General features: G+C 42.3%; 25 protein-coding genes and 1 other annotated feature. Of the genes, 9 read left to right on the forward strand and 16 right to left on the reverse strand.

Translation table 11 applies throughout. The features are described from left to right. Nucleotides 1–41: 41 nt before the first annotated feature. On the reverse strand, nt 42–629 hold the full coding sequence (locus C6Y07_RS06800) for an NAD(P)H-dependent oxidoreductase (RefSeq protein ID WP_060597004.1): 588 nt from the start codon (nt 627–629) through the stop codon (nt 42–44). 117 nt (nt 630–746) lie between these two features. Here C6Y07_RS06800 and C6Y07_RS06805 point away from each other — a divergent pair, with 117 nt between their 5' ends. Next, nucleotides 747–1,193, forward strand: a complete 447-nt coding sequence (locus C6Y07_RS06805) for a MarR family winged helix-turn-helix transcriptional regulator (RefSeq protein WP_106036962.1) — start codon at nt 747–749, stop codon at nt 1,191–1,193. Between the two features lie 33 nt (nt 1,194–1,226). Here the strand turns inward: C6Y07_RS06805 and C6Y07_RS18900 are convergent, their stop codons facing one another. The 7 genes from C6Y07_RS18900 to C6Y07_RS06835 form a co-directional block, all read right to left on the reverse strand. Then, the gene (locus C6Y07_RS18900; RefSeq protein ID WP_162839365.1) at nt 1,227–1,403 is read right to left on the reverse strand and encodes a hypothetical protein; all 177 of its coding nucleotides are present in this window, start codon (nt 1,401–1,403) and stop codon (nt 1,227–1,229) included. A 15-nt stretch (nt 1,404–1,418) separates the two neighbouring features. Then, nucleotides 1,419–2,171, reverse strand: a complete 753-nt coding sequence (locus tag C6Y07_RS06810) for a hypothetical protein (RefSeq protein WP_095285575.1) — start codon at nt 2,169–2,171, stop codon at nt 1,419–1,421. Nucleotides 2,172–2,423: 252 nt separating this feature from the next. Next, a complete protein-coding gene (locus tag C6Y07_RS06815; protein WP_106036963.1) occupies nt 2,424–3,038 on the reverse strand; it encodes a LysE/ArgO family amino acid transporter in 615 nt (204 codons plus the stop codon). A 131-nt stretch (nt 3,039–3,169) separates the two neighbouring features. Then, a complete protein-coding gene (gene mbcS / locus C6Y07_RS06820; RefSeq protein WP_106039678.1) occupies nt 3,170–4,750 on the reverse strand; it encodes an acyl-CoA synthetase MbcS in 1,581 nt (526 codons plus the stop codon). Nucleotides 4,751–4,975: 225 nt separating this feature from the next. After that, on the reverse strand, nt 4,976–5,188 hold the full coding sequence (locus C6Y07_RS06825) for an alpha/beta-type small acid-soluble spore protein (protein WP_024424829.1): 213 nt from the start codon (nt 5,186–5,188) through the stop codon (nt 4,976–4,978). Between the two features lie 89 nt (nt 5,189–5,277). Continuing rightward, entirely contained in the window at nt 5,278–6,483 is a 1,206-nt protein-coding gene (gene thiI, locus C6Y07_RS06830; RefSeq protein ID WP_106039677.1) for a tRNA uracil 4-sulfurtransferase ThiI, read from the reverse strand. Nucleotides 6,484–6,487: 4 nt separating this feature from the next. After that, complete coding sequence (locus C6Y07_RS06835) at nt 6,488–7,630, reverse strand: cysteine desulfurase family protein (RefSeq protein ID WP_106072602.1); 1,143 nt, start codon at nt 7,628–7,630, stop codon at nt 6,488–6,490. A 200-nt stretch (nt 7,631–7,830) separates the two neighbouring features. Between C6Y07_RS06835 and brnQ (C6Y07_RS06840) the strand changes: the two genes are divergently transcribed. After that, nucleotides 7,831–9,174: a branched-chain amino acid transport system II carrier protein gene (gene brnQ, locus C6Y07_RS06840; RefSeq protein ID WP_106072601.1), complete on the forward strand. Its 1,344-nt coding sequence runs from the start codon at nt 7,831–7,833 to the stop codon at nt 9,172–9,174. 210 nt (nt 9,175–9,384) lie between these two features. Next, nucleotides 9,385–10,728, forward strand: coding sequence for a branched-chain amino acid transport system II carrier protein (gene brnQ, locus C6Y07_RS06845; RefSeq protein WP_060597011.1), 1,344 nt, complete (start codon nt 9,385–9,387; stop codon nt 10,726–10,728). 42 nt (nt 10,729–10,770) lie between these two features. Here brnQ (C6Y07_RS06845) and ezrA read toward each other — a convergent pair whose 3' ends face one another. Beyond that, the gene (gene ezrA / locus C6Y07_RS06850) at nt 10,771–12,474 is read right to left on the reverse strand and encodes a septation ring formation regulator EzrA (RefSeq protein WP_066030549.1); all 1,704 of its coding nucleotides are present in this window, start codon (nt 12,472–12,474) and stop codon (nt 10,771–10,773) included. Nucleotides 12,475–12,814: 340 nt separating this feature from the next. Here ezrA and hisJ point away from each other — a divergent pair, with 340 nt between their 5' ends. Beyond that, a complete protein-coding gene (hisJ, locus tag C6Y07_RS06855; protein WP_106156446.1) occupies nt 12,815–13,630 on the forward strand; it encodes a histidinol-phosphatase HisJ in 816 nt (271 codons plus the stop codon). Here the strand turns inward: hisJ and refZ are convergent. After that, nucleotides 13,600–14,265 (reverse strand): forespore capture DNA-binding protein RefZ, encoded by a 666-nt coding sequence (refZ, locus tag C6Y07_RS06860; RefSeq protein WP_060597014.1) that lies wholly within the window; start codon nt 14,263–14,265, stop codon nt 13,600–13,602. The genes hisJ and refZ overlap by 31 nt on opposite strands. Before the next feature lie 126 nt (nt 14,266–14,391). Here refZ and C6Y07_RS06865 point away from each other — a divergent pair, with 126 nt between their 5' ends. Both C6Y07_RS06865 and rpsD read left to right on the forward strand, forming a co-directional pair. Continuing rightward, nucleotides 14,392–14,889 (forward strand): GAF domain-containing protein, encoded by a 498-nt coding sequence (locus C6Y07_RS06865; protein ID WP_095285580.1) that lies wholly within the window; start codon nt 14,392–14,394, stop codon nt 14,887–14,889. Between the two features lie 300 nt (nt 14,890–15,189). Beyond that, complete coding sequence (rpsD, locus tag C6Y07_RS06870) at nt 15,190–15,792, forward strand: 30S ribosomal protein S4 (protein WP_034661940.1); 603 nt, start codon at nt 15,190–15,192, stop codon at nt 15,790–15,792. 235 nt (nt 15,793–16,027) lie between these two features. On the opposite strand, the gene C6Y07_RS06875 is transcribed toward rpsD, so the two are convergent. From C6Y07_RS06875 to acsA, 6 genes are all read right to left on the reverse strand, one after another. Continuing rightward, complete coding sequence (locus C6Y07_RS06875; protein ID WP_106156448.1) at nt 16,028–17,728, reverse strand: BclA C-terminal domain-containing protein; 1,701 nt, start codon at nt 17,726–17,728, stop codon at nt 16,028–16,030. A gap of 283 nt (nt 17,729–18,011) precedes the next feature. Then, nucleotides 18,012–18,575 (reverse strand): cysteine hydrolase family protein, encoded by a 564-nt coding sequence (locus C6Y07_RS06885; RefSeq protein WP_106036971.1) that lies wholly within the window; start codon nt 18,573–18,575, stop codon nt 18,012–18,014. Nucleotides 18,576–18,661: 86 nt separating this feature from the next. After that, complete coding sequence (locus C6Y07_RS06890; protein WP_066030545.1) at nt 18,662–18,856, reverse strand: hypothetical protein; 195 nt, start codon at nt 18,854–18,856, stop codon at nt 18,662–18,664. Between the two features lie 100 nt (nt 18,857–18,956). Continuing rightward, nucleotides 18,957–19,535 carry an esterase/lipase family protein gene (locus C6Y07_RS06895; RefSeq protein ID WP_374955746.1) on the reverse strand — a complete coding sequence of 193 codons (579 nt, stop codon included), beginning with the start codon at nt 19,533–19,535 and terminating at the stop codon, nt 18,957–18,959. Between the two features lie 320 nt (nt 19,536–19,855). Next, nucleotides 19,856–21,124, reverse strand: coding sequence for a tyrosine--tRNA ligase (gene tyrS, locus C6Y07_RS06900; protein ID WP_060597019.1), 1,269 nt, complete (start codon nt 21,122–21,124; stop codon nt 19,856–19,858). Nucleotides 21,125–21,177: 53 nt separating this feature from the next. Next, nucleotides 21,178–21,416: a binding site (T-box leader), on the reverse strand. A 59-nt stretch (nt 21,417–21,475) separates the two neighbouring features. Continuing rightward, the gene (gene acsA / locus C6Y07_RS06905) at nt 21,476–23,200 is read right to left on the reverse strand and encodes an acetate--CoA ligase (protein ID WP_066030543.1); all 1,725 of its coding nucleotides are present in this window, start codon (nt 23,198–23,200) and stop codon (nt 21,476–21,478) included. Between the two features lie 155 nt (nt 23,201–23,355). On the opposite strand from acsA, the gene C6Y07_RS06910 reads away from it, so the two are divergent. The 3 genes from C6Y07_RS06910 to C6Y07_RS06920 are packed head-to-tail and all read left to right on the forward strand — an operon-like array spanning nt 23,356 to nt 25,826. Further along, nucleotides 23,356–23,988: a GNAT family N-acetyltransferase gene (locus tag C6Y07_RS06910; RefSeq protein ID WP_066030542.1), complete on the forward strand. Its 633-nt coding sequence runs from the start codon at nt 23,356–23,358 to the stop codon at nt 23,986–23,988. Between the two features lie 39 nt (nt 23,989–24,027). After that, nucleotides 24,028–24,669: a CBS and ACT domain-containing protein gene (locus C6Y07_RS06915; protein WP_034665520.1), complete on the forward strand. Its 642-nt coding sequence runs from the start codon at nt 24,028–24,030 to the stop codon at nt 24,667–24,669. After that, nucleotides 24,666–25,826, forward strand: a complete 1,161-nt coding sequence (locus C6Y07_RS06920; protein WP_106156450.1) for an acetoin utilization protein AcuC — start codon at nt 24,666–24,668, stop codon at nt 25,824–25,826. The genes C6Y07_RS06915 and C6Y07_RS06920 overlap by 4 nt, the downstream gene beginning before the upstream one ends. The last annotated feature ends 38 nt before the right edge of the window (nt 25,827–25,864 follow it).

A 25,864-nucleotide genomic window follows, 5' to 3' on the forward strand; every position in this document is an offset into this window, starting at 1 on the left:
AAAAGGATCAAATTAGAAGAAAAGTGACTTCACCAACTGTTTTATGAGCTGATTTTTTTGAAATAGTTGTAGATACGTTTTAATTTGGCCTCATGTTTCCCTTTTGGGCTTTCCATCATGCCGAACTCAAAAAACTTCACAGGTTTGATTCCGACATATTGTAAGAGGGCTCTTTTCATTAACATCTTGTGTGCATTTTGCAAAAAGAATAAAGGGTAGTTGGTTGGCCCTTGCATTGTCGATACACAAACAGCACTTTTTCCTTTTAACAGTCCTTCTGGAAGCAGCCCGCCTGTTTGACGATAAGCAAAATTCGCAGCAAACATGCGGTCAATAAAGCCAATCAGCATGGCTGGCGGCCGCCCCCACCAAATGGGATAAACGAACACGATTTTATCTGCCCATTTGATCTTTTCCTGATACACCCGAATGTCAGGGTCCTTATGCATATCACGCCTTTTTTTCTCTTCATTAAAAATCAGCACAGGATCAAATTCTTCTTTGTATAAATCGATGATTTTCACTTCATGAACAAGTGGATTTTCTTCACTGCCTTTCATAATTTCTTTTAAAAAAGCACCATTTAAACTATTGTGATGAGGGTGAGTATAAATAATGAGTAGATTCATGTGTTGTCTCCTTTTGTTATCATTTGATAACTAAATGATATACCCCTCTTAATTAGTTGTCAAATGATAATTGTTTTTTGATAATAATTTTGGTATGTTACATAGGAGGTGATAAACATGAAGCATCCCCATTTCTTCAAGGAATTCGTAGCATTTGCTTCTACTTTTTCAGAGCTAAAACATGCCCTGATGAGCAAAGTCAAACCGGCTGACCTAACGACCTTACAATACTTAATTCTAGAGCAGCTAGCTGTCAGCGAACCGCTTACGCCTAGTGAAATTGCCGACTGTCAGCACATGTCTCTTCCAAATGTCAGCAGAGAACTAAAAAAACTGCACGAGAAACAATTCATTGCTAGAGAAGAAGACCGTGATGACAAACGAAAACATGTCATTAAGCTGTCTGACAAAGGCCGTGCTTGTATGAACGAAGTCTTCCAGCATATCGAAGGGATGCTATTAGACAGCCTATCTTCCTCGGATATAGAACAAATGGATGATATCGTACAAGCTCTCCGCCTATTAAATCAAACGATTTTCAAAAAAGGACCTAAAAAAGCATGAGCGTATCGCTCATGCAAAGGATTTTTTATTTTATTAATCAAGAGATGCTAAAAAATATGTAATGAGACCGACAATGGGAATGATCGGGATCATGAATTTCAATGTGGTACTGGTATTCTTATATAAATTCCATAGCAACACTGGTATACCAAATGTCAACGTATCAAAAACAGCAAGAACTATTCCCTTGCGCTGTTCTTTATGAGCCATTCTAAAAACCCCCATTTACCAAACTTTTTTCACACAATAACCGGCTAATCCTGCAGATATTCCTCCATTAATCACTGCGCATGCTATACAGCTAGCAGGTCCCGTTAAACAAATATAATAACACGCTCCTAAAACCATTGAACGTAGCGGAAGAGATTCATTCGGGCCGCTTTGCTTTTTTAAGCAGTTCCAAAACTTGTTCCAACTAAAACTCGTTTGAATTTCTGAATCATCTGCCTGGAAAATTTTTTTATTTAATTCCATCATATCTTGCTTTGCACCATTTTCACCATAGGTAAAAGATCCTTTTAAAAACTCCCCTTTTTGGTTGATATGGAACTTATTTTTCAATTTTCCATTTTGGAAGAAATATGAGTGCAAATTTCCTTTCTCATCGTATTCTGCAAGTTGAATATAGTAAGCTTTTATTTGGCTCAATGAAACTGAAATGAAGGAAACATTGTCTAACAGCTGATTATCTGACTTCTTCTTTTTAAGATAAAAGTAAACAACATCCGTTTCAGCAGCGTTCAGATGAACCGCTGCACTTTCTCCATTTAATAGATAACCTTTCTTTTGGGCTAATTCTTTTGCCTTTAAAAATTGAGAGCTTTTTTTTGCCTTTTTTATGAGTTTTTCTTCTGTTTTAACATTTTGTATCTTTTTAAAAGGCTCCTCCTCCTTTATGGTAATAGCTTTTCCTACAGGAAATTGTCCGAATAAAAGTGCTATAAACAATAGCACACAAAACATTTTTCTTAACTTCATCATATATCCTCCTTTAGCAAATTTCATAAAATTATAACCTCTAAAGGAAAATAATGTAATAGACCTTTTTGCCAATAAAACCCACTAGTGGTAATGTATCATATATCCTATTTCTTATCATTTCCTATAGGCAATTGAATGTGATCTTCCTCTTGCGATGATAGTGACACTGGCTGAGGAGCCTTTCCAATACACAAAAAAAGCGCCGGACCTTACCTTCCAAGCGCTTCTTTGCTTTATCCTCTATGTATTTTATAAAATCAATTGATACGCAATGTATAACGCGACAAGCCAGATCATGACCGCTGAAGCTTTATTGATACGGTTCATCCACTTGCCGTTTGTATCTAACTTCCCTAGCATCTTCCCTAAAAAAGCGAGCCCAATAAACCATAACCAGGACACGATGATACAGGCGAGTGTAAATGCCAGTTTTTCTGCCCCGCTATATTGAAGCGAATTTGTTCCAATCACACCAATTGTATCAAGAATGGCGTGGGGATTTAAAAGTGAAACTGAACAGGCAAAGACAATTTGCTTTCTCGCAGGCATAAATTCCTGCTTCTCTTTAGCATCTGTTGATGAGCTTGTGTTCCACACGGACCATCCCATATAAACTAAAAAACAAAATCCAATGATATAAAGACCGATTTGCAGTACAGGAATGGTGAACACCACAACAGAAACCCCAATGACAGCTAATGCAATTAATAGTGTGTCACAAAGAGCAGCAGTGATAACGACAGGTAAGGCCTGATATAATCGCGGCTGAAGCGCTCCTTGCTGAAACACAAATACATTTTGTGCGCCCAATGGTAAAATGAGACCAAAGGCAAGCACAATTCCATGAATGATGGCAATGAACATCTTCTAACATTCTCCTTTTCCAGCAATTCTTACACATTTTATCATAGAACATCATGACCGCTTCCAGCGGATTTGATTTTCCGTAAAAAAAAGCGCTGGATGCTTCCATCCAAACGCTTTTCGTTTATTCATCATGATCCTTTTCGTGCAAGCTCTCTTTCTCTCAGCTCGACACGGCGGATTTTCGCTGACGGTGTTTTTGGCAGTTCGTCAATGAATTCAATTTCTCTTGGGTATTTGTAAGGTGCTGTTGTGTTTTTCACATGTGTCTGCAGCTCTTTGATCAGCTCATCACTTTGTGCTGATCCATCACGCAGGACGACATATGCCTTCACAATTGATCCTCTGATTTCATCTGGACTAGCCACAACCGCACATTCTTTGACTGCTGGGTGTTTGATCAGTGCATCTTCTACTTCAAACGGCCCAATGGTATAGCCTGAGCTGACGATGATATCATCTCTGCGGCTTTCAAACCAGAAGTACCCATCTTCGTCTTTTTTCGCGCGGTCACCGGTAATAAAGTAATTTCCGCGGCGCTGCGCTTTTGTACGCTCTTCATCTTTGTAGTATTCCTTAAATAACGCCGGCGTTTCGAGATGGACCGCAATGTCACCAACTTCTCCAGGAGCGCATACGCTACCGTCCTCATCAATGATCTCGACTTCGTTGCCAGGTGTTGGTTTTCCCATACTGCCTGGCTTGATGTCCATTCCTTTTAGCACCCCTACGAGCAGTGTGCTTTCTGTTTGGCCATAGCCATCTCGTACTTCTATATCAAAATGCTTTTTGAATGTATCAATGACTTCACGGTTCAACGGCTCTCCCGCAGAAACGGCACTATGCAGCTTTGGCAGCTCGTACTGACTCAAGTCATCTACTTTCGCCATAAAACGATATTCTGTCGGCGTACAGCATAGGACATTGATTTCATTTTTTTGAAGCAGCTCTAAGTACGTATTTGGATTGAATTTCCCTCCGTATACAAAGCCTTCTGCGCCACTTCCTAACACAGATAAGAGAGGGCTCCACACCCATTTTTGCCAGCCTGGCCCTGCTGTCGCCCATACTTTATCTCCCTCATTAATAGAGAGCCATGCTTTGGCAGCTGTGCGTAAATGTGCATACGCCCATCCGTGTGTATGAACAACCCCTTTTGGATGACCTGTCGTACCAGATGTATAGGATAAGAACGCCATGTCTGTACGTGTTGTTGGAGCCATTTGCAGCTCACTTGATTGTTGATCCTTTTGCGCTAGAATATTTGTCCAGCCATGATCGTTTTCACCGATTGAGAATGTTTTAAAATCGTTTGGCTGATTGGTTCCGTCGAACGATTGAATGAATGAAGAGTAAACAATCGCTCCCTTTGCTTCTGCATGTTCAATTCGGTAATCTAAATCTTTTGCACGCAGCATTTCTGAACAAGGAATGACGACCATTCCTGTTTTCAAAATTGCTAAATAAATGCTGTATGCCTCTAGCATGCGCGGCACCATCACAATGATTTTATCGCCTTTTTTAAAGCCTGCATTTAATAATACATGACCAATTTTATTTGCTTCTTCCACTAAAGCTGCATACGTCACATGCGCTTCGTGGCCATTTCCATCCTGCCAGTGCAGGGCTATTTTCTCCTTGTCATGACTGAACGCTTCAATCTCACTGACTAAGTTATATTGTTCTGGTGCAATTAAGTCTTCTCTTTTCATGGTACCGCTCCTTTTAGCCTCTTTCTATGAAACGAAACATGTTTCAATTTACCTATTCTAACACTCATAACTGAAAAATGCTTGAATTAGGACCTACTCCTAGTATTATGCCATAATTTTTTTCATTCGTCTTCTTTTTTAGAAATATTCAAACTATTTTTATGTACAAAAAGAAAAGAGCGGGAATGATCCCGCTCCTAAGCCATAACTTTTTAATTGTGTGTCTTAGAAAGATCCGCCACCCATATGTTGTTGAGCGTAAGATACAAGACGCTTAGTGATTTCTCCACCAACTGATCCGTTAGCGCGAGATGTTGTTTCTGCACCAAGGTTTACACCGAATTCAGAAGCGATTTCGTACTTCATTTGGTCGATTGCTTGTGCAGCGCCTGGTACTAGTAATTGGTTAGAACTGCTTTGTCTGTTTTGTTGAGCCATGTGTTCTCACCTCCTTGTGAATATAGAATGTGTAGAAACACATGACTTCATGCGATTGATTTTATGGTAATTATTATGAAATTTTTATTTTAGAATAAATCAGCGAATTCGTCTGCCGCTTTCTTCTCATTTGTGACGATGATCGTTTCCATTTGATCCACTGCCTCGTCGAGCATCGGCTCGAAATCAGCAAAGCTTTCGTAGCGTTCTACTTTCTCAAGCTTTGGTTTTGTTTTAGGAGATGGCGGCGTAAAGATCGTGCAGCAATCCTCGAAAGGCTGAATACTTGTCTCGTAAGTGCCAATTCGTCTCGCTTCATCAATAATGTCATTTTTATCAACAGCAATGAGCGGTCGAATGATTGGTGTATTGGTCACATGGTTAATCGCATACATGCTTTCCAGTGTCTGACTTGCGACTTGTCCAAGGCTTTCACCCGTAATAATCGCAAGAGCATCACGCTTCGCTCTTATTTTATCAGCTATTTTCAGCATCATTCTTCTTGTTGATGTCATCGTATAGTTTTCAGGTACTTGTTTGTGAATCAGCTCTTGAATTTTTGTAAAAGGAACGATGTGAAGCTTCACTTCGCCTCCATATGCTGCTAAGCATTCTGTAAGATCAATGACCTTTTGCTTGGCACGTTCACTTGTATATGGGGGGCTAAAGAAATGTACAGCCTCAATTTGAATCCCGCGTTTCATCGCTTGATAGCCGGCAACTGGGCTGTCAAAGCCGCCTGAAAGCATGAGCATCGCTCTTCCGCTTGAACCAACCGGCAGGCCGCCAGCACCCTTGACATCTTTAAATGTAATATACGTCGCATGTTCTCTTATTTCAATGCGCAAATGTACATCCGGCTGTTTGACATTGACCGTTAAGTTTTCCGTATTCTTCAGCACATGTCCGCCAATTTCGCGGTTCATTTCATTTGAATCAAGTTCAAATTGTTTATAAGAGCGTTTCGTTGAGACCTTAAATGTATTTCCTTGTTCATATACTTCCTGTACCGCTGTGAGTGACGCTTCTTTGATGGCATCGAGATTTGTCTCACATTTCACCGCAAGACTAAAGCTTTGAATGCCAAATACACTTTTGAGCTGTTCTGAAATCGGTTCAGGATCTTCTCCGTTCAGCATGATCGTGATGCGGTCTCTGTCAGATGCATACTTTAATGCTTCAAAGTCTTTCAATACAAACCGGATATGCTGCCTTAGTTTTTCAATAAATTTCTTTCTATTCTTCCCTTTTGTTGAAATCTCACCAAAACGGACTAAAATATGATCATATTTCATGCTGTTATCTCATTCCTTTTAGTTTTTTTACACTTTGTGCGATCGATGTGATGATTTGCGGCGCTAGCTCTGGTCCTTGTCCAAATGTCAAACTGATTCTCATACTGCTTTTGGCCACTTCTTCTGCTTTCCCCATCGCTAGCAGCACACGGCTTGGCTCTTTTTTCTTGGCTGAGCAGGCAGAGGTTGTCGAGACATACATGCCTTCTTTTTCAAGCATATGGAGAAGAACCTCGATTTGAATACCTGGCACTGAAAAATTCACAATGTGCGGCGCACTTTGCGTCAGCGGTGTGTTGATGACAATACCTTCTATTTCTCCAAGCTGTTTTTGCAGCTGCGTTTTTAAGTTAAGCATTTCATCATGATAATTTTTCAGCCGTTCGAATGATTGTTTCATGGCTTTTGCTAAGCTGACAGCACCAGCAGGGTTTTCAGTACCTGACCGTAGTCCTAATTCCTGCTCCCCTCCTGTGATGAAAGGGGCAAGCACAACATCTTTTTTTAAAAAGAGCGCTCCTGTCCCTTTTAAGCCATGAATTTTGTGGCCAGATATCGTCAAAAGATCCACATCCAGCTGTTTATTAAGTGCTACTCTGCACATTCCCTGGACCCCGTCGACATGAAAAAGGGCATTTTCGGCATGCTCACGAATGATGCCAGCAGCTTCTTCAATCGGCTGGATGGCACCCGTTTCGTTATTGACATGCATCATGCTGACCAGTACTGTATCAGGGCGTAGCACTTCTTTTAAATGATTCATATCAGCATGGCCATGCTCATTTACTTGAATATAGGAGATATCAAAACCAAATAAAGCCTTCAGCTGTTCAAACGATTCGATGACAGAGGGGTGTTCAATTGCTGTTGTCACAATATGTTTCCCCCGGTTCATTTTGGCTAGAGCTGCTCCTTTAATGGCAATGTTATTTGCTTCTGTTGCGCCAGAAGTGAAAATAATCTCATATTGTTTCAATCCTGTATAGTGAAGCATTTGTTTTCTCGTTTCACTTAGCAGCCGGCTGGCATCAATTCCGAGCTGATGAAGCGAAGACGGATTACCAAAAAAACGCTCACTCACTTGCTGATATACTTGTAAAACCTCTAGATAAGGCTTGGTTGTTGCACTATTATCAAGATAGATCATATTGTAACTCCTTACAAAAAGCTTAAAAAATAAATGCATTTATATGTTACCATAATGAAGTCAGACAGAGAATTTTCTGAAAATGGCAGTTGACAACTTTTCATTTTCACTATATCATCCATAGTGCAATTGTCACACGATCATCCAAATTGTCAGAATATTTTAATTTGACACACTACACTGATTAAGGAGGAACTATTTTGAAAAATAGTTTAAGTATAAAAGAGACGCTAGCCATTGGTCTAATGCTTTTTGCATTATTCTTTGGCGCAGGAAATATGATTTTCCCACCTGTTCTTGGACAATATGCGGGTGAGAATGTATGGCTTGCCATCGGTGGATTTTTACTCACAGGAGTAGGTCTTCCGCTTCTAGGGGTGATTGCAGTCGCCCTTACAGGTACCGGTGCAAAAGGCCTTGCGGATAAAGCGCACCCAAAATTCGGGACCATCTTCACCGTTATTCTGTATTTATCCATCGGACCATTTTTCGCTATTCCGCGAACTGGTACGGTTTCATACGAGATAGGATTAGCTCCATTTCTGTCAGGGGCACAGTCCACTTCATGGGTACCACTATTCATCTTTACCGTTGTGTTTTTCACTATTTCATACCTGCTTGCTTTAAATCCTTCAAAGCTGGTTGATCGAATTGGTAAAATTTTGACACCGATCTTATTAACTGTTATTGCCATTATTGTCATTAAAGCCATTGCTACGCCAATGGGAATGATCGGTGCTCCTGATGCAACATATGAAGCAAACCCGATCTTCACTGGATTTTTAGAAGGCTATAAAACAATGGATGCTCTTGCTTCTATCGTATTTGGGATCGTCGTGGTGACGGCTGTTAAGGAAAGAGGCATCACGGAGCGTAAATCTCTTGCAGCGGCTTGTATTAAAGCAGGACTCGTGGCAGCTGTTGGGCTGGCATTGGTGTACATTTCACTTGCTTATGTGGGTGCTTCAAGTCCCGATGCGACGGGAATGGTTGGAGCAAATGACGGCGGCAAACTGCTTTCACTTTCTGCCAACTTTTTATTCGGTTCTGCTGGAAACATTGTACTTGGCGCAGCCATTTTATTCGCTTGTTTAACGACTAGTGTTGGACTTATTTCATCCTGTGGGGAATATTTTTCAAAGCTCATCCCTAGCCTTTCTTATCGCACAGTCGTTCTAATTGTTTCTTTATTTAGTACACTGGTTGCAAACCTTGGTTTGGCACAAATTATCTCTCTATCTGTTCCAGTTCTTGTGACAATCTATCCACTGGCAATTGTCATTATTTTATTGTCATTCCTTGATCGCTGGATTAACGGAAGAAGACTCATTTATATCGTATCTCTTATCTTTACTGGTTTCTTTGCCATCATTGATGGATTATTAGCTGCCAAAGTGAACCTCGGTGACTTGCCTGACATCTTAGATTCAATCGTACCGTTTTACGATTTAGGCATTGGCTGGATCTTACCAGCTATTATCGGTGCTGTGGTTGGTTTACTTATTTCGATGTTTACCAGCCCGCCCAAACAGCTCGCCTCATAGTCATAAACCGAAACATCCCCTTCTTCATTGGAAGGGGATGTTTTTTATTGTTCTCCATATACTAAAATAGAAAAATTCATGACTTTTGTACGAAAACACATGTTGACATCAGGCGTACATCCTTTATAATTAGTGAATGTTAATGATGAACGGTTACTTAGCAACTAATTAACAGAATATTTCAACATAATAATGGAGGCTTTAAATGCAATGAAGGCAACTTTGTCGACGAAAGATACAGTTATTATCGGTTTTATGTTATTTGCTCTATTCTTCGGCGCCGGAAATATGATTTATCCACCAGAGCTTGGGCAATATGCTGGGCAAAATGTGTGGAAAGCAATGGGCGGATTTTTATTAACAGGTGTCGGTTTACCTCTTCTAGGGATTATTGCGATCGCTTTAACAGGTCGAGATGCGAAAGGATTAGCTGATAAAGCTCACCCAGCTTTTGGAACAGCGTTTACCGTCATTTTATATTTATCTATTGGGCCGCTTTTCGCTATTCCTCGTACAGGAACGGTTTCATATGAAATTGGTGCATTACCCTTTTTAGCAGGTGTACCAGCTTGGCTCTCACTTCTTTTATTCACACTTGTCTTTTTTGGTATTACATATTATCTTGCTCTAAATCCAACGAAGATTGTGGATCGTGTAGGGAAAGTGTTAACACCAATTAAATTTACGATTATTTTTATTATTATTGTCAAAGCCATTTTAACGCCGATGGGCGCCGTTGGCACACCTGATGTATCCTATAGCAGCGGATCATTTTTCAAAGGATTTCTAGAGGGCTATAAAACAATGGATGCTCTTGCTTCTATTGTGTTTGGGGTTGTTGTCATCAACGCCATTAAAGGACGCGGTGTGACAAGTAAAAAGGCACTGACTTCTGCTTGTATCAAAGCGGGTCTGATTGCAGCTTGCGGATTAACATTTGTTTATCTATCTCTTGCTTATTTAGGCGCTTCAAGTACACACGCCATTGGTTTTGTTGGAGATGGCAGTAAAATCTTGGCTCAGTCTTCTCAATTCCTATTTGGCAGTTTAGGAAATATTGTGTTGGGTGCCGCGATTACGGTTGCTTGTTTAACAACAAGTATCGGTCTCGTTACATCATGCGGAGAGTATTTCTCAAATTTATTACCTAAACTTTCTTATAAAATGGTCGTAACACTAGTGACATTATTTAGTTTTATCATTTCAAATTTTGGACTTGCTCACATTATCGCTTTCTCTGTACCGGTTTTAACTGCGATTTATCCGCTAGCGATTGTCATCATTGTGTTATCGCTGGCAGATAAATGGCTTGGTCAAAGAAGACCTGTTTATGTCCTTACTTTGATTTTAACTGGCTGCGTCAGTTTGTTTGACGGCTTAGTAGCAGCGAAACTCCCGATTGGACCAGTGGAGGATCTCTTTCAAACGATATTACCTTTATATGACCTTGGTATTGGCTGGGTTGTTCCTGCTATTTTCGGAGTGGTCATTGGGTTCGTTCTTTCTCTTTTCACTTCTTCTGCTTCCCAAAAGCGGGAGAAACAAGCATCTTAACAGAAAAAAGCTGAAGTCCTGTAAATGGACTTCAGCTTTTTTTTATTGGTGCTGATACTCTTTTTCTTGCTGAGCTAACAGCTTCTGAACGGCTCCGGGTGATGCTTTTTCAACAGCCGCTGCTGCTACATCAAATGATCCGTTGTAATCGTAGGCATAGAATCTTCGTTCTGCCTCTTTTAGTTGTTCTGAAAGAATATGGTTTTGGCTTCTAAAACGATTGCCGTATTGAATGATTCGTTCAATTTGGTCCACTTTACTGAGCATTTCTTCTGTCTCATCCGCAACATTTCTGACTGTGTCAGAGGCTTCTTTTAATTGTTGATTCACTGCCGGCATGTTGAGCGGCAGGTTTTCCAGCTGCTCATGCACTTGCTGGATCATCTCCTGCGCTTTTTCAGCCCGCTCTTTCATCTCAGCAGGTACACCTGGGATATTGCTTTTATGCAGCTGGCGGACTGTATCTGTCAGCATGGTTTTGAGCTCAGCCAGTGTTTCTCTCGCTTGTAATTCTTCTTTTCTTAATGATTGTAGATGACCTTTAAATGTGTCATGCAATGCTTTTGCATCATCGATAAAGGTCTCCAGCTGATTGATTTCATCCATTAATAATGAATATGCCACGTGGTCACGATCAAGCTTCTCGCGGATTTGTTTCATCAGCTTTTCAATTTCTTCTAAACGTTTTTCGAATGCTTTCTGTTGATCGAGCTCTCCTGCTGTCAGCTTGTAGCTTTCTTTCACAAGAGCCGTTTCTGCCTTTGTTTGTGTGTGATCTTGTTCAAGCTTCTCGAATGCTTCTGTGAGCTCAGGCATTTTGCTTTTGATTTCCTGACCTGCTTCTACTTCCGCCTCCAGCTGATCATACAGCGTCTCAATCGCATCATTGATCATTTGCAGAATGCTTGATGCCTCTTCTAAATTGAGTTCATCAATGAGCAATTTTTCCGCTCTCGCAAGCTGTTTGTTTAAAGTCTCCAGCTCTTTCGTGATCTGGATGTGCTCCAGCTTGTAGCCTTTTTCTGTCATTTCTTGATATCCGTCTTTCAGCTTCGTCAGCTGACCTGGTACGGTTTGTTTGCAGTCTGCAATAAGCTTTGGTACATCATTGATATATAGTTGAAGCTGGTCGAGTCTGCGGTCTTGCTCAAGCAAAATCTTTCTTGCCTTCATGTAGTTTCCGTTTTCTGTTTCTTCCTCGTACTGCTTGATCCCTTCCCAGGCCTCATCTAAGTCCTGCTCCATTTTGTCATAAAGGGTGCCATATAAATGGCTGTACGCAAGCAGATTTTTTCGAACTGTTTGATATTGCTCTTTGACCTTTTCAATGTCCTTGCGATTTTGCTCCTCGCTTGTGACAAGGTCTGCAATTTCTTTTAAAATGTCTTCAATGTTCGAATCAGCAGCACTCAGCAAGTCCTCAATGTGCGTAAGAACCTGCTTGGCTTTGGAGAATCGATATTTATCAGAATACTCTTCTGCATCATATAATAGCTCCTCTACCTTTGGAAGATGGGCTGTGACGATATCGTCCCACTCTGCACGCCATCTTTCAAAAAATTGCTCTGTTTCTCCGGTCATTTTTAAATGTTTGATTTTTGAAATTTCTTCTACAATTGATCTGTTTAAAATTTCAATTTTCCATGCTTCCAATCGGTCAATCTCTTTATATATATTTTTTCGCAGGAAATAACCGACTGAAAACAAAGCAAGCAAAATGACAATTAAACCGATGATAAACTCCATAATGAGCCCCCTTGTTGTGATCTAAGTGATGTCAGGGTAAAAGTGTCCCGAGTAGACCTGAGAACCCTTTCGTGTCCGCTTTGCATTTGTCTTTTTATAAACAGGATCGTATGTTTTCCAATACCATCCATTCACGGTTTTATGTATGTTTTTCAAGAAAGTATTTGAGCGCTTTCTATCATTTGATCACACGTATCCATGTGACCTGCTTTTATGTATGCGGAAGCTGTCGTTTTCATTGTTATTATGATACCATGTAACCAGCATTTTTGGTCATGATTTTTCATTATTTTCGCTGATAAACATCACGTTTTTCAAAATATCGACAAGAGGTGACGACATGCTGAAGCAGGATGCACATCTACATACACCGTTTTGCCCGCACGGCTCGCTTGATTCATTTCATTCTTATATTGAAAAAGCCATCAAAAAGGGATTTGATTCCATAACCTTTACCGAGCATGCCCCTCTGCCTCCATCGTTTCGAGATCCAACACCAGAGCAGGATAGTGCCATGAAGCTCCAAGAAATTGACTCGTATATAACGAAATTGGATCAGCTGAAACAGGAATACAAAGGCCAATTAATAGTAAAAACTGGGCTTGAGGTTGACTATATCAAAGAGTATGAAGAGGAAACAAGTGCCTTTTTAGACTGCTATGGTCCAGAACTAGACGATAGCATTTTATCTGTTCACTTTCTTCCTGCTGGCGATGATTATATTTGCCTTGATTTTGACGAGCATGCCTTCAAGCAGCTAATAAGCGCCTATGGCAGCATCGAACAGGTCTATCAAAGCTACTATGACCAAATTCATTCTTCTATTCTATCATCTTTAGGTCGCTATAAGCCAAAGAGAATCGGTCATATCACCCTTGTGCAGAAATTCAAACAGCTTTTCCCATTTGAGATGCCGCCTGAACTTTGTCAAAAGGTCACCCTTTGTCTTGAAGAAACGGCAAAAAAAGGCATGTCCTTAGATTTTAATACATCAGGTCTTCGTAAAACATATGCCAGAAGTATCTATTTAGATCAATGGATGATTGATCTTGCAAAACAGAAAAAAATTCCGCTCATATTCGGGTCTGATGCCCATCAAGCGGAAGATCTCGGATATGCTTATGATCAATTCGAAGACATCATGAGTTTTAAGTGAGAATCTAATGCCGGCTTTTTTGGTTCTAGTAAATGATGAAGCGAGCGGCTTAGTTCTTTAAAATACATTTGATAGAAATAAGGCTCATTTGGATTCAAATAAAGCACCTCCGTTAAATATTGCGGCTGTAAATAGGGCATCATGAGTAGTGATTTCAGTTGAATCATAAACGATGAGAGTGAGAGCTGCTCACAAATCACATGGGTGCTTTTTCCTTTTTCAATAATGAGCTGAAACAAATATTTTTCTTTTGTTAAATAGGTCGACATAATTTCTCTAATGAGCGTCGAATCAATCGTCACCTCTCGATAAACGAAACGGGTTAATTGACGGTGCTTGTGCTGATAAGATAAAATATCAAAAACCACATGAAGTAAACATTCTTTTGCGTGACGAGTTTCCATGTGATGGATATGTGATTCAATCATGTGAATATAGCCTTCATAAAAATCGGATACAAGCTGCTCAAGCAGCCCTCCTTTTCCTTGAAAGTAATAAGATATGTGGGCAACGTTGACGTTTGCTTCCTTCGCAATCTCACGGACAGAGGTTCCAGAAAATCCTTTTTGGTTAAAAAGTCTGATGGAAGCTTCAATAATACGGTCTTTTGTTTGCACGGTTGTTGATGTTTTCATCCGCTCACCCCTCTTCATGTGTACATACTTCAAGATGAAGGCGGAAGTTCCTTTTACAATTGCTCGACAAATCCCACATGCGAGACGCAAGTTATGTATTTTTGAGATAGAAAGTAGGAGATTTTCATGTTTCATGTCGAAAAACAGTCTGGCGATCCATCAAAAGACTATCAATTGCTTGTTAAACAGGTAGAAGCCATTACAGATGGTGAGCCTGATCTGATTGCCAATTTGGCAAATGCTGCGGCGCTATTGTATCATTCACTCCCAGAGGTCAATTGGGCTGGATTTTATTTGGCTAAAGGGGGCGAGCTTGTGCTCGGACCGTTTAACGGACTGCCTGCATGTGTGCGCATCCCGTCTGGAAAAGGCGTTTGCGGTACTGCGTTTGCAACAGGTGAAGTCCAGCGTATCGCTGATGTGCATGCATTCCCTGGACATATCGCATGTGATGCAGCATCGCAATCTGAAATTGTCGTTCCGCTCAAGGTAAATGGACAGATCATTGGGGTACTCGACATTGACAGCCCCGTGAAAGACCGTTTCAGTGAAATAGATGAAACCTACTTAATTCAATTTACCGAGGTGCTCCAAAAGGCGTTATCCATCTCTACAGATGCGTAATCTTGCAAAAAAGCAGGCACATTGTCTGCTTTTTTATTTTTCTTCGCATAACGTGAAGCGTCACGTCTGCCTCTAAATAGGTTGACTTCTCCTATCCAGCGTCATATAATAGAATTTGTGTGAAATATGGCAGCCTTTTTGTTCGGCTTTTTTGTATCATTTTGTTCCTTCTATTTGAAGGTGCATCTTGTAACTCCCTGCTGCTGGAGCGAGGATGCATGAAAACATAATGACGGAAAAGACAAAGAACAGACGGTTTTTATTTTTCACAAATAAAAACAAATAAGGAGGAGTCACATTATGGCTCGCTATACAGGTCCAAGTTGGAAGATTTCCCGCCGTTTAGGCATTTCATTAAGCGGAACAGGTAAGGAACTTGAAAAACGCCCTTACGCTCCAGGCCCACATGGTCCAGGACAACGCAAAAAACTATCTGAATACGGTTTACAATTACAAGAGAAGCAAAAGCTTCGTCACATGTACGGTGTCAACGAACGTCAATTCCGTACACTATTTGACAAAGCTGCTAAACTTCCTGGTAAACAAGGTGAAAACTTCATGATTCTTCTTGAAACTCGCCTTGACAACCTAGTATACCGTCTTGGCCTTGCTCGTACTCGCCGCCAAGCTCGTCAGCTAGTCAACCATGGTCACATCCTTGTTGATGGAAGCCGTGTAGACATCCCATCTTTCTCTGTGAAACCAGGTCAAACGATTGCTCTTCGTGAGAAATCTCAAAACCTTGCAGTTGTGAAAGAATCAGTTGAAGTAAACAACTTCGTTCCTGAATATCTTTCTTTCGATGCTGAAAAGCTTGAAGGAACTTTCACTCGTCTTCCAGAGCGTTCTGAATTAGCGCCTGAAATCAGCGAACAACTAATCGTTGAGTTCTACTCTCGTTAATTTCATTACTCTCTTAAAGAGAGATCAAACAAACCCTAGAGACCTTGATTGTTCAAGGTGGTCTAGGGTTTTTTGTTTGTATTCTCGTATGAACAAATGAATTTAAAACATATAATGGGAAACAGACTATGCACAAGACGAGCACCGGGCAAGACTTCCAAGAAACGGCTGAAAAAAGATATTCAAATGAAAAGGTCCTTTTGATTGCTTCTAAAAGCACCTCTAAACATTTAAGTTAGTCTAATTTTTTAATAATAATAGAAGCGTTCACATTTGTTTGGGTCCCTCCTGCTAGAGTTTGAAGAGTAACTGCTGCTGCAGAAGTATGGTTTACAAGAGTAAGCGTGTCACCCGCTGCTAGAGCGAGGATGGCCTGACCGTTATTCTGTTGAGTACCAGCTCCTGAACCATAAACTGTGTTCGTCACAGGAGCTCCATTTACAAATAGAGTGAATTGATTTGGCTCTACGCCAGAAACTGAAAAAGTAACCTCATAGTTTCCTGGATTGGTCACTATAATTTGAGAAGTTCCAGGGGCATGTGTAATACCAGGAGTAGTAATTCCAGTTGAGTCAAAAATCACCGGGGCTTCTAAAGCTACTGTTTGAGCACTTAGATTGTATACATATGCAAATTCAGCTAGCCCTGCACCTGTGACTCCCGTGGCTCCTGTTGGACCGGTCGCTCCGGTATCTCCTGTAGCCCCTGTCGGACCAGTGGCTCCGATATCTCCCGTGGCACCCGTTGGACCAGTGGCTCCGATATCTCCCGTGGCTCCTGTTGGACCGATCGCTCCCGTCGCTCCGGTATCTCCTGCGGCACCTGTGACCCCCGTTGGACCGGTTGCTCCGGTATCTCCTGCGGCACCTGTGACCCCCGTTGGACCGGTCGCTCCGGTATCTCCCGTGGCTCCTGTTACTCCCGTTGGACCGGTCGCTCCGGTATCTCCTGCGGCACCGGTTACTCCCGTCGGACCGGTCGCTCCGGTATCTCCTGCGGAACCTGTGACCCCCGTTGGACCGGTTGCTCCGGTATCTCCCGTGGCTCCTGTTACTCCCGTTGGACCGGTCGCTCCGGTATCTCCTGCGGCACCTGTGACCCCCGTTGGACCGGTTGCTCCGGTATCTCCTGCGGCACCTGTTACTCCCGTCGGACCGGTCGCTCCGGTATCTCCCGTGGCTCCTGTTACTCCCGTTGGACCGGTCGCTCCGGTATCTCCTGCGGCACCTGTGACCCCCGTTGGACCGGTCGCTCCGGTATCTCCTGCGGCTCCTGTTACTCCCGTTGGACCGGTCGCTCCGGTATCTCCCGTGGCTCCTGTTACTCCCGTTGGACCGGTCGCTCCGGTATCTCCTGCGGCTCCTGTTACTCCCGTTGGACCGGTTGCTCCGGTATCTCCTGCGGCACCTGTGACCCCCGTTGGACCGGTTGCTCCTGCGGCTCCCGCTGGACCGGTCGCTCCGGTACCTCCTGTTACTCCCGTTGGACCGGTTGCTCCTACGGCTCCCGCTGGACCGGTCGCTCCGGTATCTCCCGTGGCTCCTGTTACTCCCGCTGGACCAGTCGCTCCGATATCTCCTGCGGCACCTGTTACTCCCGTTGGACCAGTCGCTCCGGTATCTCCCGTGGCTCCTGTTACTCCCGTTGGACCAGTCGCTCCGATATCTCCTGCGGCACCTGTTACTCCCGTTGGACCGGTTGCTCCTGCGGCTCCCGCTGGACCGGTCGCTCCGGTATCTCCTGTTACTCCCGTTGGACCGATGGCTCCTGCAGCTCCTTGAACCCCTCGTAATCCCCGTGGCCCTCGTCGCCCTACAATTAATTTTGTATGACAAATGATGCAACAGTTTGATTTTGATAGTTTATGTTTACAATAAGGGCATTTTTTATACTTATCACAACCCATCAGTTGTTCATCTCCTTTATCATTATTCATATGTTACATCCGTAAATAGGTGCAGATAAGTAAAACGTACAAAGAATAAAAAGATAATCGTAGAATAAACATAATTTGCTAGAGTCTTCCAAAAGTCTTTTGGTTGTGAAAATTTGATTGTATTTTGCGCTAAATTTGTCTATGGTTTTTTCATGATGACTAGCCAGTCTCAAGAAGCTATTCAAAACCATATAATCTATCATGAAAAAAATCCCCTAGAATTCCAGAGGATTTTTTTGTTCCATGGTTCTCTCAAGTATTATTAAGCGTATAACGATATCTTTTATTTTACCATCCAATTACTAATCAATTGATCTGTTGTCATGACAGTAGCAAATTCATCATGCAGTGTTGCAAGTGATAGCCGATGAATCATTTCGGGATCATAATATGTACCGTTTTGATCTGTTAGTCCAAAGGCGGCAACTGCATCTGAGATAAGGTACGTATCAAAGCCTAGATTGCCGCTCATTCTTGTTGTCGTTGACACGCAGTGAGGGGTTGTCAATCCTGTGATCACGACCGTGTTAATATGGTTTGACCTTAACTGTTCCTCCAAGTTTGTGCCAATAAAGCTGCTGTTGACTTTCTTTCGTATCACCGTTTCTTCCTCTAGCGGTTTGGCGATATCTTTGAAGAGATGCCCTTCATTTGCCGGATGAAATAAGGAGTCCGGCTTGTCAGATGTATGCTGCATATGAATCACTGTCCAGCCTTTTTCTCTCCAAAACGTCAATAAACGACTGATATTTTTCTCTGCATCTAGATTATTTCGTTCTCCCCATTTTTCATGCTCGAACGCCTTCTGTACATCCACAATGATCAAAGCCTTTTGATTCTTTTGCACAAACGCCCACCTCCGTAGATTCTCATTTACTACATGTAGTGTAAGGAATGGTGATCCATTTGTACATGCTTTTAATGATGTTTTGCCTATTTTTGCATCAAAAAAACAAACCACACACTGGCAACGATGTAATAGATACCAATGATCGATGTACAGTTGGACATCACCTCGCCTATTTGAACTGATTTAACAAACTTCATCCAGATGAAATAGATGAGGAGAAATGAGCACGGATAATAAGGGAAATATCCTAAAAAATATTGCTTGAGTTTTTGTGTCATCATTTTACCTCCATTATAACCTTCTTTCATCATCTAGCAGCTGTCATATGTCCGATGACATCAAAAAAAGACAGCACAAGTCGCTGTCTTCTTTCATTTTTTAATTCGTATTCTGTCCCCCGCCATTCAGTCCTTCTTTGATATAGCCTTTGACTTGGCTTGAAGCTAATAGACCGATGTGACCAACCCCGTGAATGAGGACGTTTCTTGCGCCAATTAAACGCGAAAGGCTGTTGACAACAATCAGATCGGCTGAGCTATAGACAGATGTATAGAGAATTTTTTGATTTGGATCGGTGCCTGGTAATGCTCTGAGTGAAACGAGTCCATTCGCTCCACCAAGTGTGACGACGTTTTCTATTTTATCGCCGCCGTCTAGATTCTTAATATAGTATAACGTGTTCGCCCCGCCCATACTATGCGCCACAATATCTACTTTTTTGGCACCCGTTTTGTCTAGCACATCTTTGACGAATCTGGATAAACGCGGACCATTGTTGCGGTTATTACCTGTTTTGTCTATGAAATCGATAGCAAATAATTGGTTTCGATCCCATCCTTGTGATACCAAGTAACTTTTAATCGAAGCAAAGTTATAAGACGCACCGCCCATGCCATGTACCATCACAACCGGATTATGCTCAGCCGCTTTGATCTCTTTTGGCTGGATGAAGGCCATTGAACCTATCACTAATGCAAGTGCAACAAGAATTTGCAAACTCTTTTTCTTAAAACGAATCACTTTCATTCCCCCTTATTCATCTTATTCGAACTCTATTTTATATAAGAAAAATATGTCAGAAAAGTGAACAAGGCACTGTTTGTTCAATCAATTTATAGAAAATAAATAATGAAAAAGCACCTTTGACTTTCTCAACGCCAATGCCAAAAGACTAGACAAAGTCTCTTTGAACAGTCTATTAGACTCTTCAAAGAGCACTCATCTCTCATTTTGCATAAAAAAAGCAGCCGGTTATCGCGGCCGGCTGCCCATCGTTCTTATTTGTAATTCACAAGGAAGTATTTCTTTTTCCCTCTTCTTAAGACAGTAAATTGGTTTTCAATTCGGTCTTCAGCTGAAAGGACGTAGTCTTTATCGGTTTGTCTCTCTCCGTTGATGGAAACTGCACCATTTGTGATGTCTTCACGTGCTTGACGTTTTGATGGAGACAGCTTTGATTCAACAAGGACATCGACAAGTGTTAATTCTTCTGTGCTGCTTTTCTCCATTGATGGAACATCTTTAAAGCCTACTTTGACTTCTTCGGCTGAAAGAGATTTGATCTCGCCTTTGAATAGCGCATTTGAGATGTTGACAGCCTGTTCTAGTGATTCACGGCCATGTACAAGTGTCGTGACTTCCTCTGCTAGACGGCGCTGTGCTTCACGCTTTTCAGGTGCTGTTTGCACTTTTTCTTCGTACGATGCGATCTCTTCTTTCGATAAGAACGTAAAGTATTTTAAGTATTTCACGACGTCACGGTCATCTGTGTTGATCCAGAATTGGTAGAACTCATAAGGAGACGTCTTTTCTTTATCTAACCAGATGGCGCCGCCTTCTGTTTTACCAAACTTCGTGCCATCTGCTTTAGTGACAAGCGGCATCGTTAGACCGAATGCTTTTGCCCCTTCTGCTTCAGACTTACGGATCAGCTCAAGTCCAGATGTGATATTTCCCCACTGGTCGCTTCCACCGATTTGCAGCTTACAGTTTTCATTTCTGTAAAGGTTTACGAAATCTAAAGATTGCAGGATGACATAGCTGAACTCTGTGTACGAAATCCCTGTCTCAATCCGTGAGCTGACGATATCTTTTGCCAGCATGAAGTTCACACCGAAGTTCTTTCCAATATCACGAAGGAACGTGATGACATTCATTTGGCTGATCCAGTCGTAGTTATTCACGATAACGGCTGGGTTCTCGGCTGCTTCAAAATCAAGAAATTGTGACAGCTGTCCTTTAATTTTCTCTGTCCATTGTTCTACGATTTCTGCAGGGTTTAGTGAACGCTCTGCTTTTTTGAAGCTAGGATCGCCGATTAGTCCAGTCGCGCCGCCAACAAGGGCAATCGGGTGATGGCCCGCTTCCTGGAATCTGCGTAATGTTAAAATTGGCAATAGATGACCAATGTGCAAGCTGTCAGCTGTCGGATCAAAGCCGGAGTAAAGCTTGATTTTTTCTTCTGCTAATAATTTTGTTAAACCTTCTTCATCTGTTTGCTGCTGAATTAATCCTCTGAACGATAACTCTTCCATCAATTGACTCATATCCAATTCTCCTTTTTTTACAATTCAACATAAAAAACGCCCCTTCGAATGAACGAAGGGACGATATATATCGCGGTACCACCCTGCTTAAAAGACAACAAATCACGTCTTTTCACTTACACTGATAACGGACAGATCCGTTCTTTCACTAATCAGGGCAGCATGCATGCTCCTTTTCGTAAAAGCGGTTCGTGAGGGTAATTCGAATACCTCTTTGTACTGACTCGCACCAGCCGTCAGCTCTCTTGGACAGGGAAAGATAATTCTACTGAATCTCAGTCAAAACCTTTACATATTCAACTAATGTCATTTTAAACATACTTTTGGTATCAAGTCAACTGATGAAAAAAATTAATCTTCCATTGTCGATAGGTCGCCAGCCGGTAAATTCAGTTCCCACGCCTTTAGCACACGTCTCATAATTTTTCCGCTTCGCGTTTTAGGTAGTTTGTCTTTAAACTCGATTTCTCTCGGTGCCGCATGTGCAGCGAGTCCTTTTTTCACAAACGTACGAATCTCTTCTTTCAGCTCATCTGTCGGCTCATATCCACTTCTGAGCGCAATGAATGCTTTAATAATTTCACCGCGGACTGGATCTGGTTTTCCAATGACACCAGCCTCTGCAATGGCCGGATGTTCGACCAGCTTGCTTTCCACCTCAAAAGGACCAACCCGTTCTCCTGATGTCATGATCACATCATCGACACGTCCCTGGAACCAAAAGTATCCGTCTTCGTCCATATAAGCTGAATCTCCTGAAACATACCAATCTCCCGGCATAAAGTAAGATTCATATTTTTCAGGATTGTTCCAGATCGTATGCATCATAGACGGCCAGCCTTTTTTGATGGCGAGGTTGCCCATCCGGTATGGCGGAAGTTCATTTCCGGCATTATCGACAATCGCCGCTTCTACGCCTGGAATCGGTTTCCCCATTGAACCTGGTTTGATGTCCATGCATGGATAATTACAAATCAGCTGTGCACCGGTTTCAGTCATCCACCAAGTGTCATGAATTCGTTTGCCAAATACAGCGTCTCCCCATCGGATGACTTCTGGATTTAGAGGCTCACCTACACTTAACACATGACGGAGCGAGCTGAGATCATATTTTTGAATGAGGTCATCTCCTGCTCCCATCAGCATTCTAAAGGCAGTCGGAGCACTGTACCAAACGGTCACACCTAGTGATTCAATGGTTTCATACCACGTATCAGGGTTAAACCTGCCGCCTAAAATGACATTCGTCGCCCCATTTAACCATGGTGAAAAAATGCCGTACACTGTGCCTGTTACCCAGCCTGGGTCAGCTGTACACCAGTAGACATCGTCTTCTTTCAGATCAAGCACCCACTTACCGGTCTGGTCTTGCTGCACCATTGCGCCATGGACATGCAGCACACCTTTTGGCGTACCTGTGGACCCTGATGTGTAATGAAGCAGAAAGCCGTCTTTTTCATCCATCCATTCAATCTCAAGGTTCTTTGCTGCCTGCTCAAACGCCTCTTCGTAATGGATTGTCCGAACGCCATCGACGTCTTCCTTTTCACCGCCGACAATGATGACGGATTCAAGCTTCGGAAGCTCTGCAAACGGAATTCGTTCAAGCAGATCCGGCGTTGTCACAATGACCTTCGCCTCACTATTTTCTAAACGGTCTTTGACCGCTCCTTCCATAAATGCCTCAAATAACGGACCAACGATCGCACCAATTTTGACTGCGCCAAGCAGAAGAAAATAGAGCTCAGGTGATCTTGGCATAAAAATAAATACGCGATCCCCTTTTTGCACATGCGCCTTTTCTCTGAATAGATTTCCCGCTTTATTTGTGTTGATTTTCATATCCCTGAACGTATACTTTTCATCACGCTGTGAATCTTTGTAGTGAAGCGCCACCTTGTTCTTACGAAACGAGTCCGCATGTCTGTCAATCGCTTCATAGGCTGCATTTATGTTTCCTGTTTCATACCACGAGAAGTTTTTTCTTGCTTCCTCCCATGAAAATTCTTTGTATGCCTGCTCATAATCATTTAAATGATAGTCCCCTTTTACTGATGGCAGCGTTTCCAATTTCATCAACCAGTCCCCCTTTGCATACGTTTACAATGACCATTATAGTATAGATGACTTTTTTTCTCAATTTTTAAAAAACTTATGGTGAAACCGTTTTAATTCTTGCAAGTTTTAAGATAAAATAGAGACGACTCACTAGAATTTGAGGCGGTGGATACGTGGAGCATCCTAAAACTTATTATTCAAAAACCATTGAGCAAGAAACAGGTTCCATCCTTATTGAAGGTCCGGTACCTGCACCAGAGCTTGCGAACTATACCTTTCATGAAGGACTGACGGCATTTCGCACGCCTGAGGAACAGAAACAAGCACTTGTTGAAATAGCAGACCTTCCAGAAGGACGTATTATCATTGCAAGAATGGATGAGCTTGTCGTAGGCTATGTCACGTATTTGTATCCTGATCCGCTTGAGCGCTGGTCAGAGGGTAACATGGACAATTTAATCGAGCTTGGCGCGATTGAGGTCGCTCCTCCATTTAGAGGCTGCTCACTTGGCAAGCATTTACTTGATGTGAGCATGATGGATGAGCAAATGGAGAATTATATCATCATTACAACTGAATATTACTGGCATTGGGATTTAAAGGGGACAAAGAAAAACGTGTGGGAGTACCGCAAAATGATGGAGAAAATGATGAACGCAGGCGGTCTTGTCTGGTTTGCAACAGACGAGCCAGAGATTAGCTCACATCCAGCCAATTGTTTAATGGCCAGAATCGGGAAAAATGTGAGTCCTGATTCGATTGAGCGTTTCGATCGTCTTCGCTTCCATCAACGCTTTATGTATTAACGTTCAATTCGTTTTTTTGGCAAAGGGGATTGGTAAACAATGATGATTGAACAAATTATGGAGCGTGATGTGATCACGCTGCGAAAAACCGATACGATTGAAGAAGCCATTCAAAAAATGAGTGCACATCACATTCGGCATATTCCGATCGTATCTGATCAAGGTTCTGTCATTGGAATGGTGACAGATCGGGATATTAAAAATGCCAGTCCAAGTATATTTGAAACAGAAAAAAGACAGCTCTTTATTCAGCGTCCTGTTGAAGAGATCATGGTATTAGAGACGATCACTGCTCATCCGCTTGATTTCGTTGAAGAGATTTCAAGTGTCTTTTTTGAACACGGAATTGGCTGCCTTCCAGTGGTGAGACGAGGCAAGCTCGTAGGCATTATCACAAAGACTGATTTGCTTCGTACGTTTGTCAGACTGACAGGTGCAGATCAGCCTGGGTCACACTTAGAGGTTGAAGTGGACCAGATGACAGAAGGCCTCGCAGACATTACGGCCATTTTAAAGGAGCAGCATATTCAAATGCTGAGTGTGCTCGTGTATCCGCATGCAAATGAAGCTTCTAAAGTGCTCGTATTCCGCCTTCAAACCATTCATGCAGATCATGTGACGAAGCTGATTCGTGCAAAAGGCTATAAGGTGCTGTGGCCAATGGAGCAGACGATCAAATGAAGGAAGCGACCTTTGTTTTTTCACCCTCTTTTCAAACGTACCAATTTCACCAAGACCATCCCTTCAATCAGCTTCGTGTCTACTTAACATATGATCTTCTTCAAAAAATGAAGGCGTTAACAGATGATGAGATCGTCGCACCGCGTATGGCGACACTGGAGGAATTAAAGCTCGTCCATACAGCCGATTATATTCAAGCTGTGCAGCGGGCTAGTGAAGGAAAGCTCTCTACAGCAGAGGGTGAACGCTACGGCCTTGGCACGGAGGATACACCGATGTTTGCAGGTATGCATGAGGCAGCTTCTCTCCTTGTTGGCGGGACATTAACAGCCGTTGACCAAGTAATGATGGGACACTCGCAGCATGCACTCAATCTTGGCGGCGGACTTCACCACGGGTTTAAAGGACGTGCATCTGGCTTTTGTATATATAATGACAGCTCCGTGGCAATTCAATATATTCAAAAGACATATGGTGCAAGAATTTTATATATTGATACAGATGCCCATCATGGAGATGGTGTACAATTCAGCTTCTATGACGACCCAGAGGTCTGTACGGTCTCTATTCATGAAACGGGGCGCTACTTGTTCCCTGGAACTGGACAAGTACAGGAAAGAGGTCACGATAAAGGCTATGGCTACGCTTATAATATTCCGCTTGATGCATTTACAGAAGACGAATCGTTCCTCGAAGCATACCGAACAGCAGTGACTGAAATTGCTGCTTTTTTTAAACCAGATGTGATTTTGACGCAAAACGGCGCGGATGCACACTACTATGATCCGTTAACCCATTTATCTGCCACCATAAAAATATATGAGGAAATTCCTAGACTTGCCCATGAGTTAGCGCATCAATATTGTGATGGCAAATGGATTGCTGTTGGCGGAGGGGGATATGATATTTGGCGTGTCGTTCCAAGGGCATGGAGCCGGATTTGGCTTGAGATGAAAGGCATCACACCGCCGGCTGAACTGCCTCAGGACTGGGTTCAGGCTTGGCATAAACAATCGCCTGTCAGCCTGCCATCGACATGGGGAGACCCTGACGATTTATATCCACCGATCCCAAGAAAAGCAGAAATCACAGAAAAGAATGCTCAAACTGTAGAAAAAGCACTTATGCCTGTAAGAAGAGAAAAGAAAAATGCATAAGAAAAGCAGGCATTCACTAATGTGTAAGCCTGCTTTTT

It is taken from the genome of Bacillus sp. LNXM12-1 (assembly GCF_003004375.1).
Taxonomy (GTDB): domain Bacteria; phylum Bacillota; class Bacilli; order Bacillales; family Bacillaceae; genus Bacillus.

Coding starts and splice junctions, on each gene's coding strand:
- C6Y07_RS06800 (WP_060597004.1), bottom strand. CDS start 629: ATGAATCTACTCATTATTTATACTCACCCTCATCACAATAGTTTAAAT.
- C6Y07_RS06805 (WP_106036962.1), top strand. CDS start 747: ATGAAGCATCCCCATTTCTTCAAGGAATTCGTAGCATTTGCTTCTACT.
- C6Y07_RS18900 (WP_162839365.1), bottom strand. CDS start 1,403: ATGGCTCATAAAGAACAGCGCAAGGGAATAGTTCTTGCTGTTTTTGAT.
- C6Y07_RS06810 (WP_095285575.1), bottom strand. CDS start 2,171: ATGAAGTTAAGAAAAATGTTTTGTGTGCTATTGTTTATAGCACTTTTA.
- C6Y07_RS06815 (WP_106036963.1), bottom strand. CDS start 3,038: ATGTTCATTGCCATCATTCATGGAATTGTGCTTGCCTTTGGTCTCATT.
- mbcS (WP_106039678.1), bottom strand. CDS start 4,750: ATGAAAAGAGAAGACTTAATTGCACCAGAACAATATAACTTAGTCAGT.
- C6Y07_RS06825 (WP_024424829.1), bottom strand. CDS start 5,188: ATGGCTCAACAAAACAGACAAAGCAGTTCTAACCAATTACTAGTACCA.
- thiI (WP_106039677.1), bottom strand. CDS start 6,483: ATGAAATATGATCATATTTTAGTCCGTTTTGGTGAGATTTCAACAAAA.
- C6Y07_RS06835 (WP_106072602.1), bottom strand. CDS start 7,630: ATGATCTATCTTGATAATAGTGCAACAACCAAGCCTTATCTAGAGGTT.
- brnQ (WP_060597011.1), top strand. CDS start 9,385: ATGAAGGCAACTTTGTCGACGAAAGATACAGTTATTATCGGTTTTATG.
- ezrA (WP_066030549.1), bottom strand. CDS start 12,474: ATGGAGTTTATCATCGGTTTAATTGTCATTTTGCTTGCTTTGTTTTCA.
- hisJ (WP_106156446.1), top strand. CDS start 12,815: ATGCTGAAGCAGGATGCACATCTACATACACCGTTTTGCCCGCACGGC.
- refZ (WP_060597014.1), bottom strand. CDS start 14,265: ATGAAAACATCAACAACCGTGCAAACAAAAGACCGTATTATTGAAGCT.
- C6Y07_RS06865 (WP_095285580.1), top strand. CDS start 14,392: ATGTTTCATGTCGAAAAACAGTCTGGCGATCCATCAAAAGACTATCAA.
- rpsD (WP_034661940.1), top strand. CDS start 15,190: ATGGCTCGCTATACAGGTCCAAGTTGGAAGATTTCCCGCCGTTTAGGC.
- C6Y07_RS06875 (WP_106156448.1), bottom strand. CDS start 17,728: ATGAATAATGATAAAGGAGATGAACAACTGATGGGTTGTGATAAGTAT.
- C6Y07_RS06890 (WP_066030545.1), bottom strand. CDS start 18,856: ATGACACAAAAACTCAAGCAATATTTTTTAGGATATTTCCCTTATTAT.
- C6Y07_RS06895 (WP_374955746.1), bottom strand. CDS start 19,535: ATGGCCTTCATCCAGCCAAAAGAGATCAAAGCGGCTGAGCATAATCCG.
- tyrS (WP_060597019.1), bottom strand. CDS start 21,124: ATGAGTCAATTGATGGAAGAGTTATCGTTCAGAGGATTAATTCAGCAG.
- acsA (WP_066030543.1), bottom strand. CDS start 23,200: ATGAAATTGGAAACGCTGCCATCAGTAAAAGGGGACTATCATTTAAAT.
- C6Y07_RS06915 (WP_034665520.1), top strand. CDS start 24,028: ATGATGATTGAACAAATTATGGAGCGTGATGTGATCACGCTGCGAAAA.
- C6Y07_RS06920 (WP_106156450.1), top strand. CDS start 24,666: ATGAAGGAAGCGACCTTTGTTTTTTCACCCTCTTTTCAAACGTACCAA.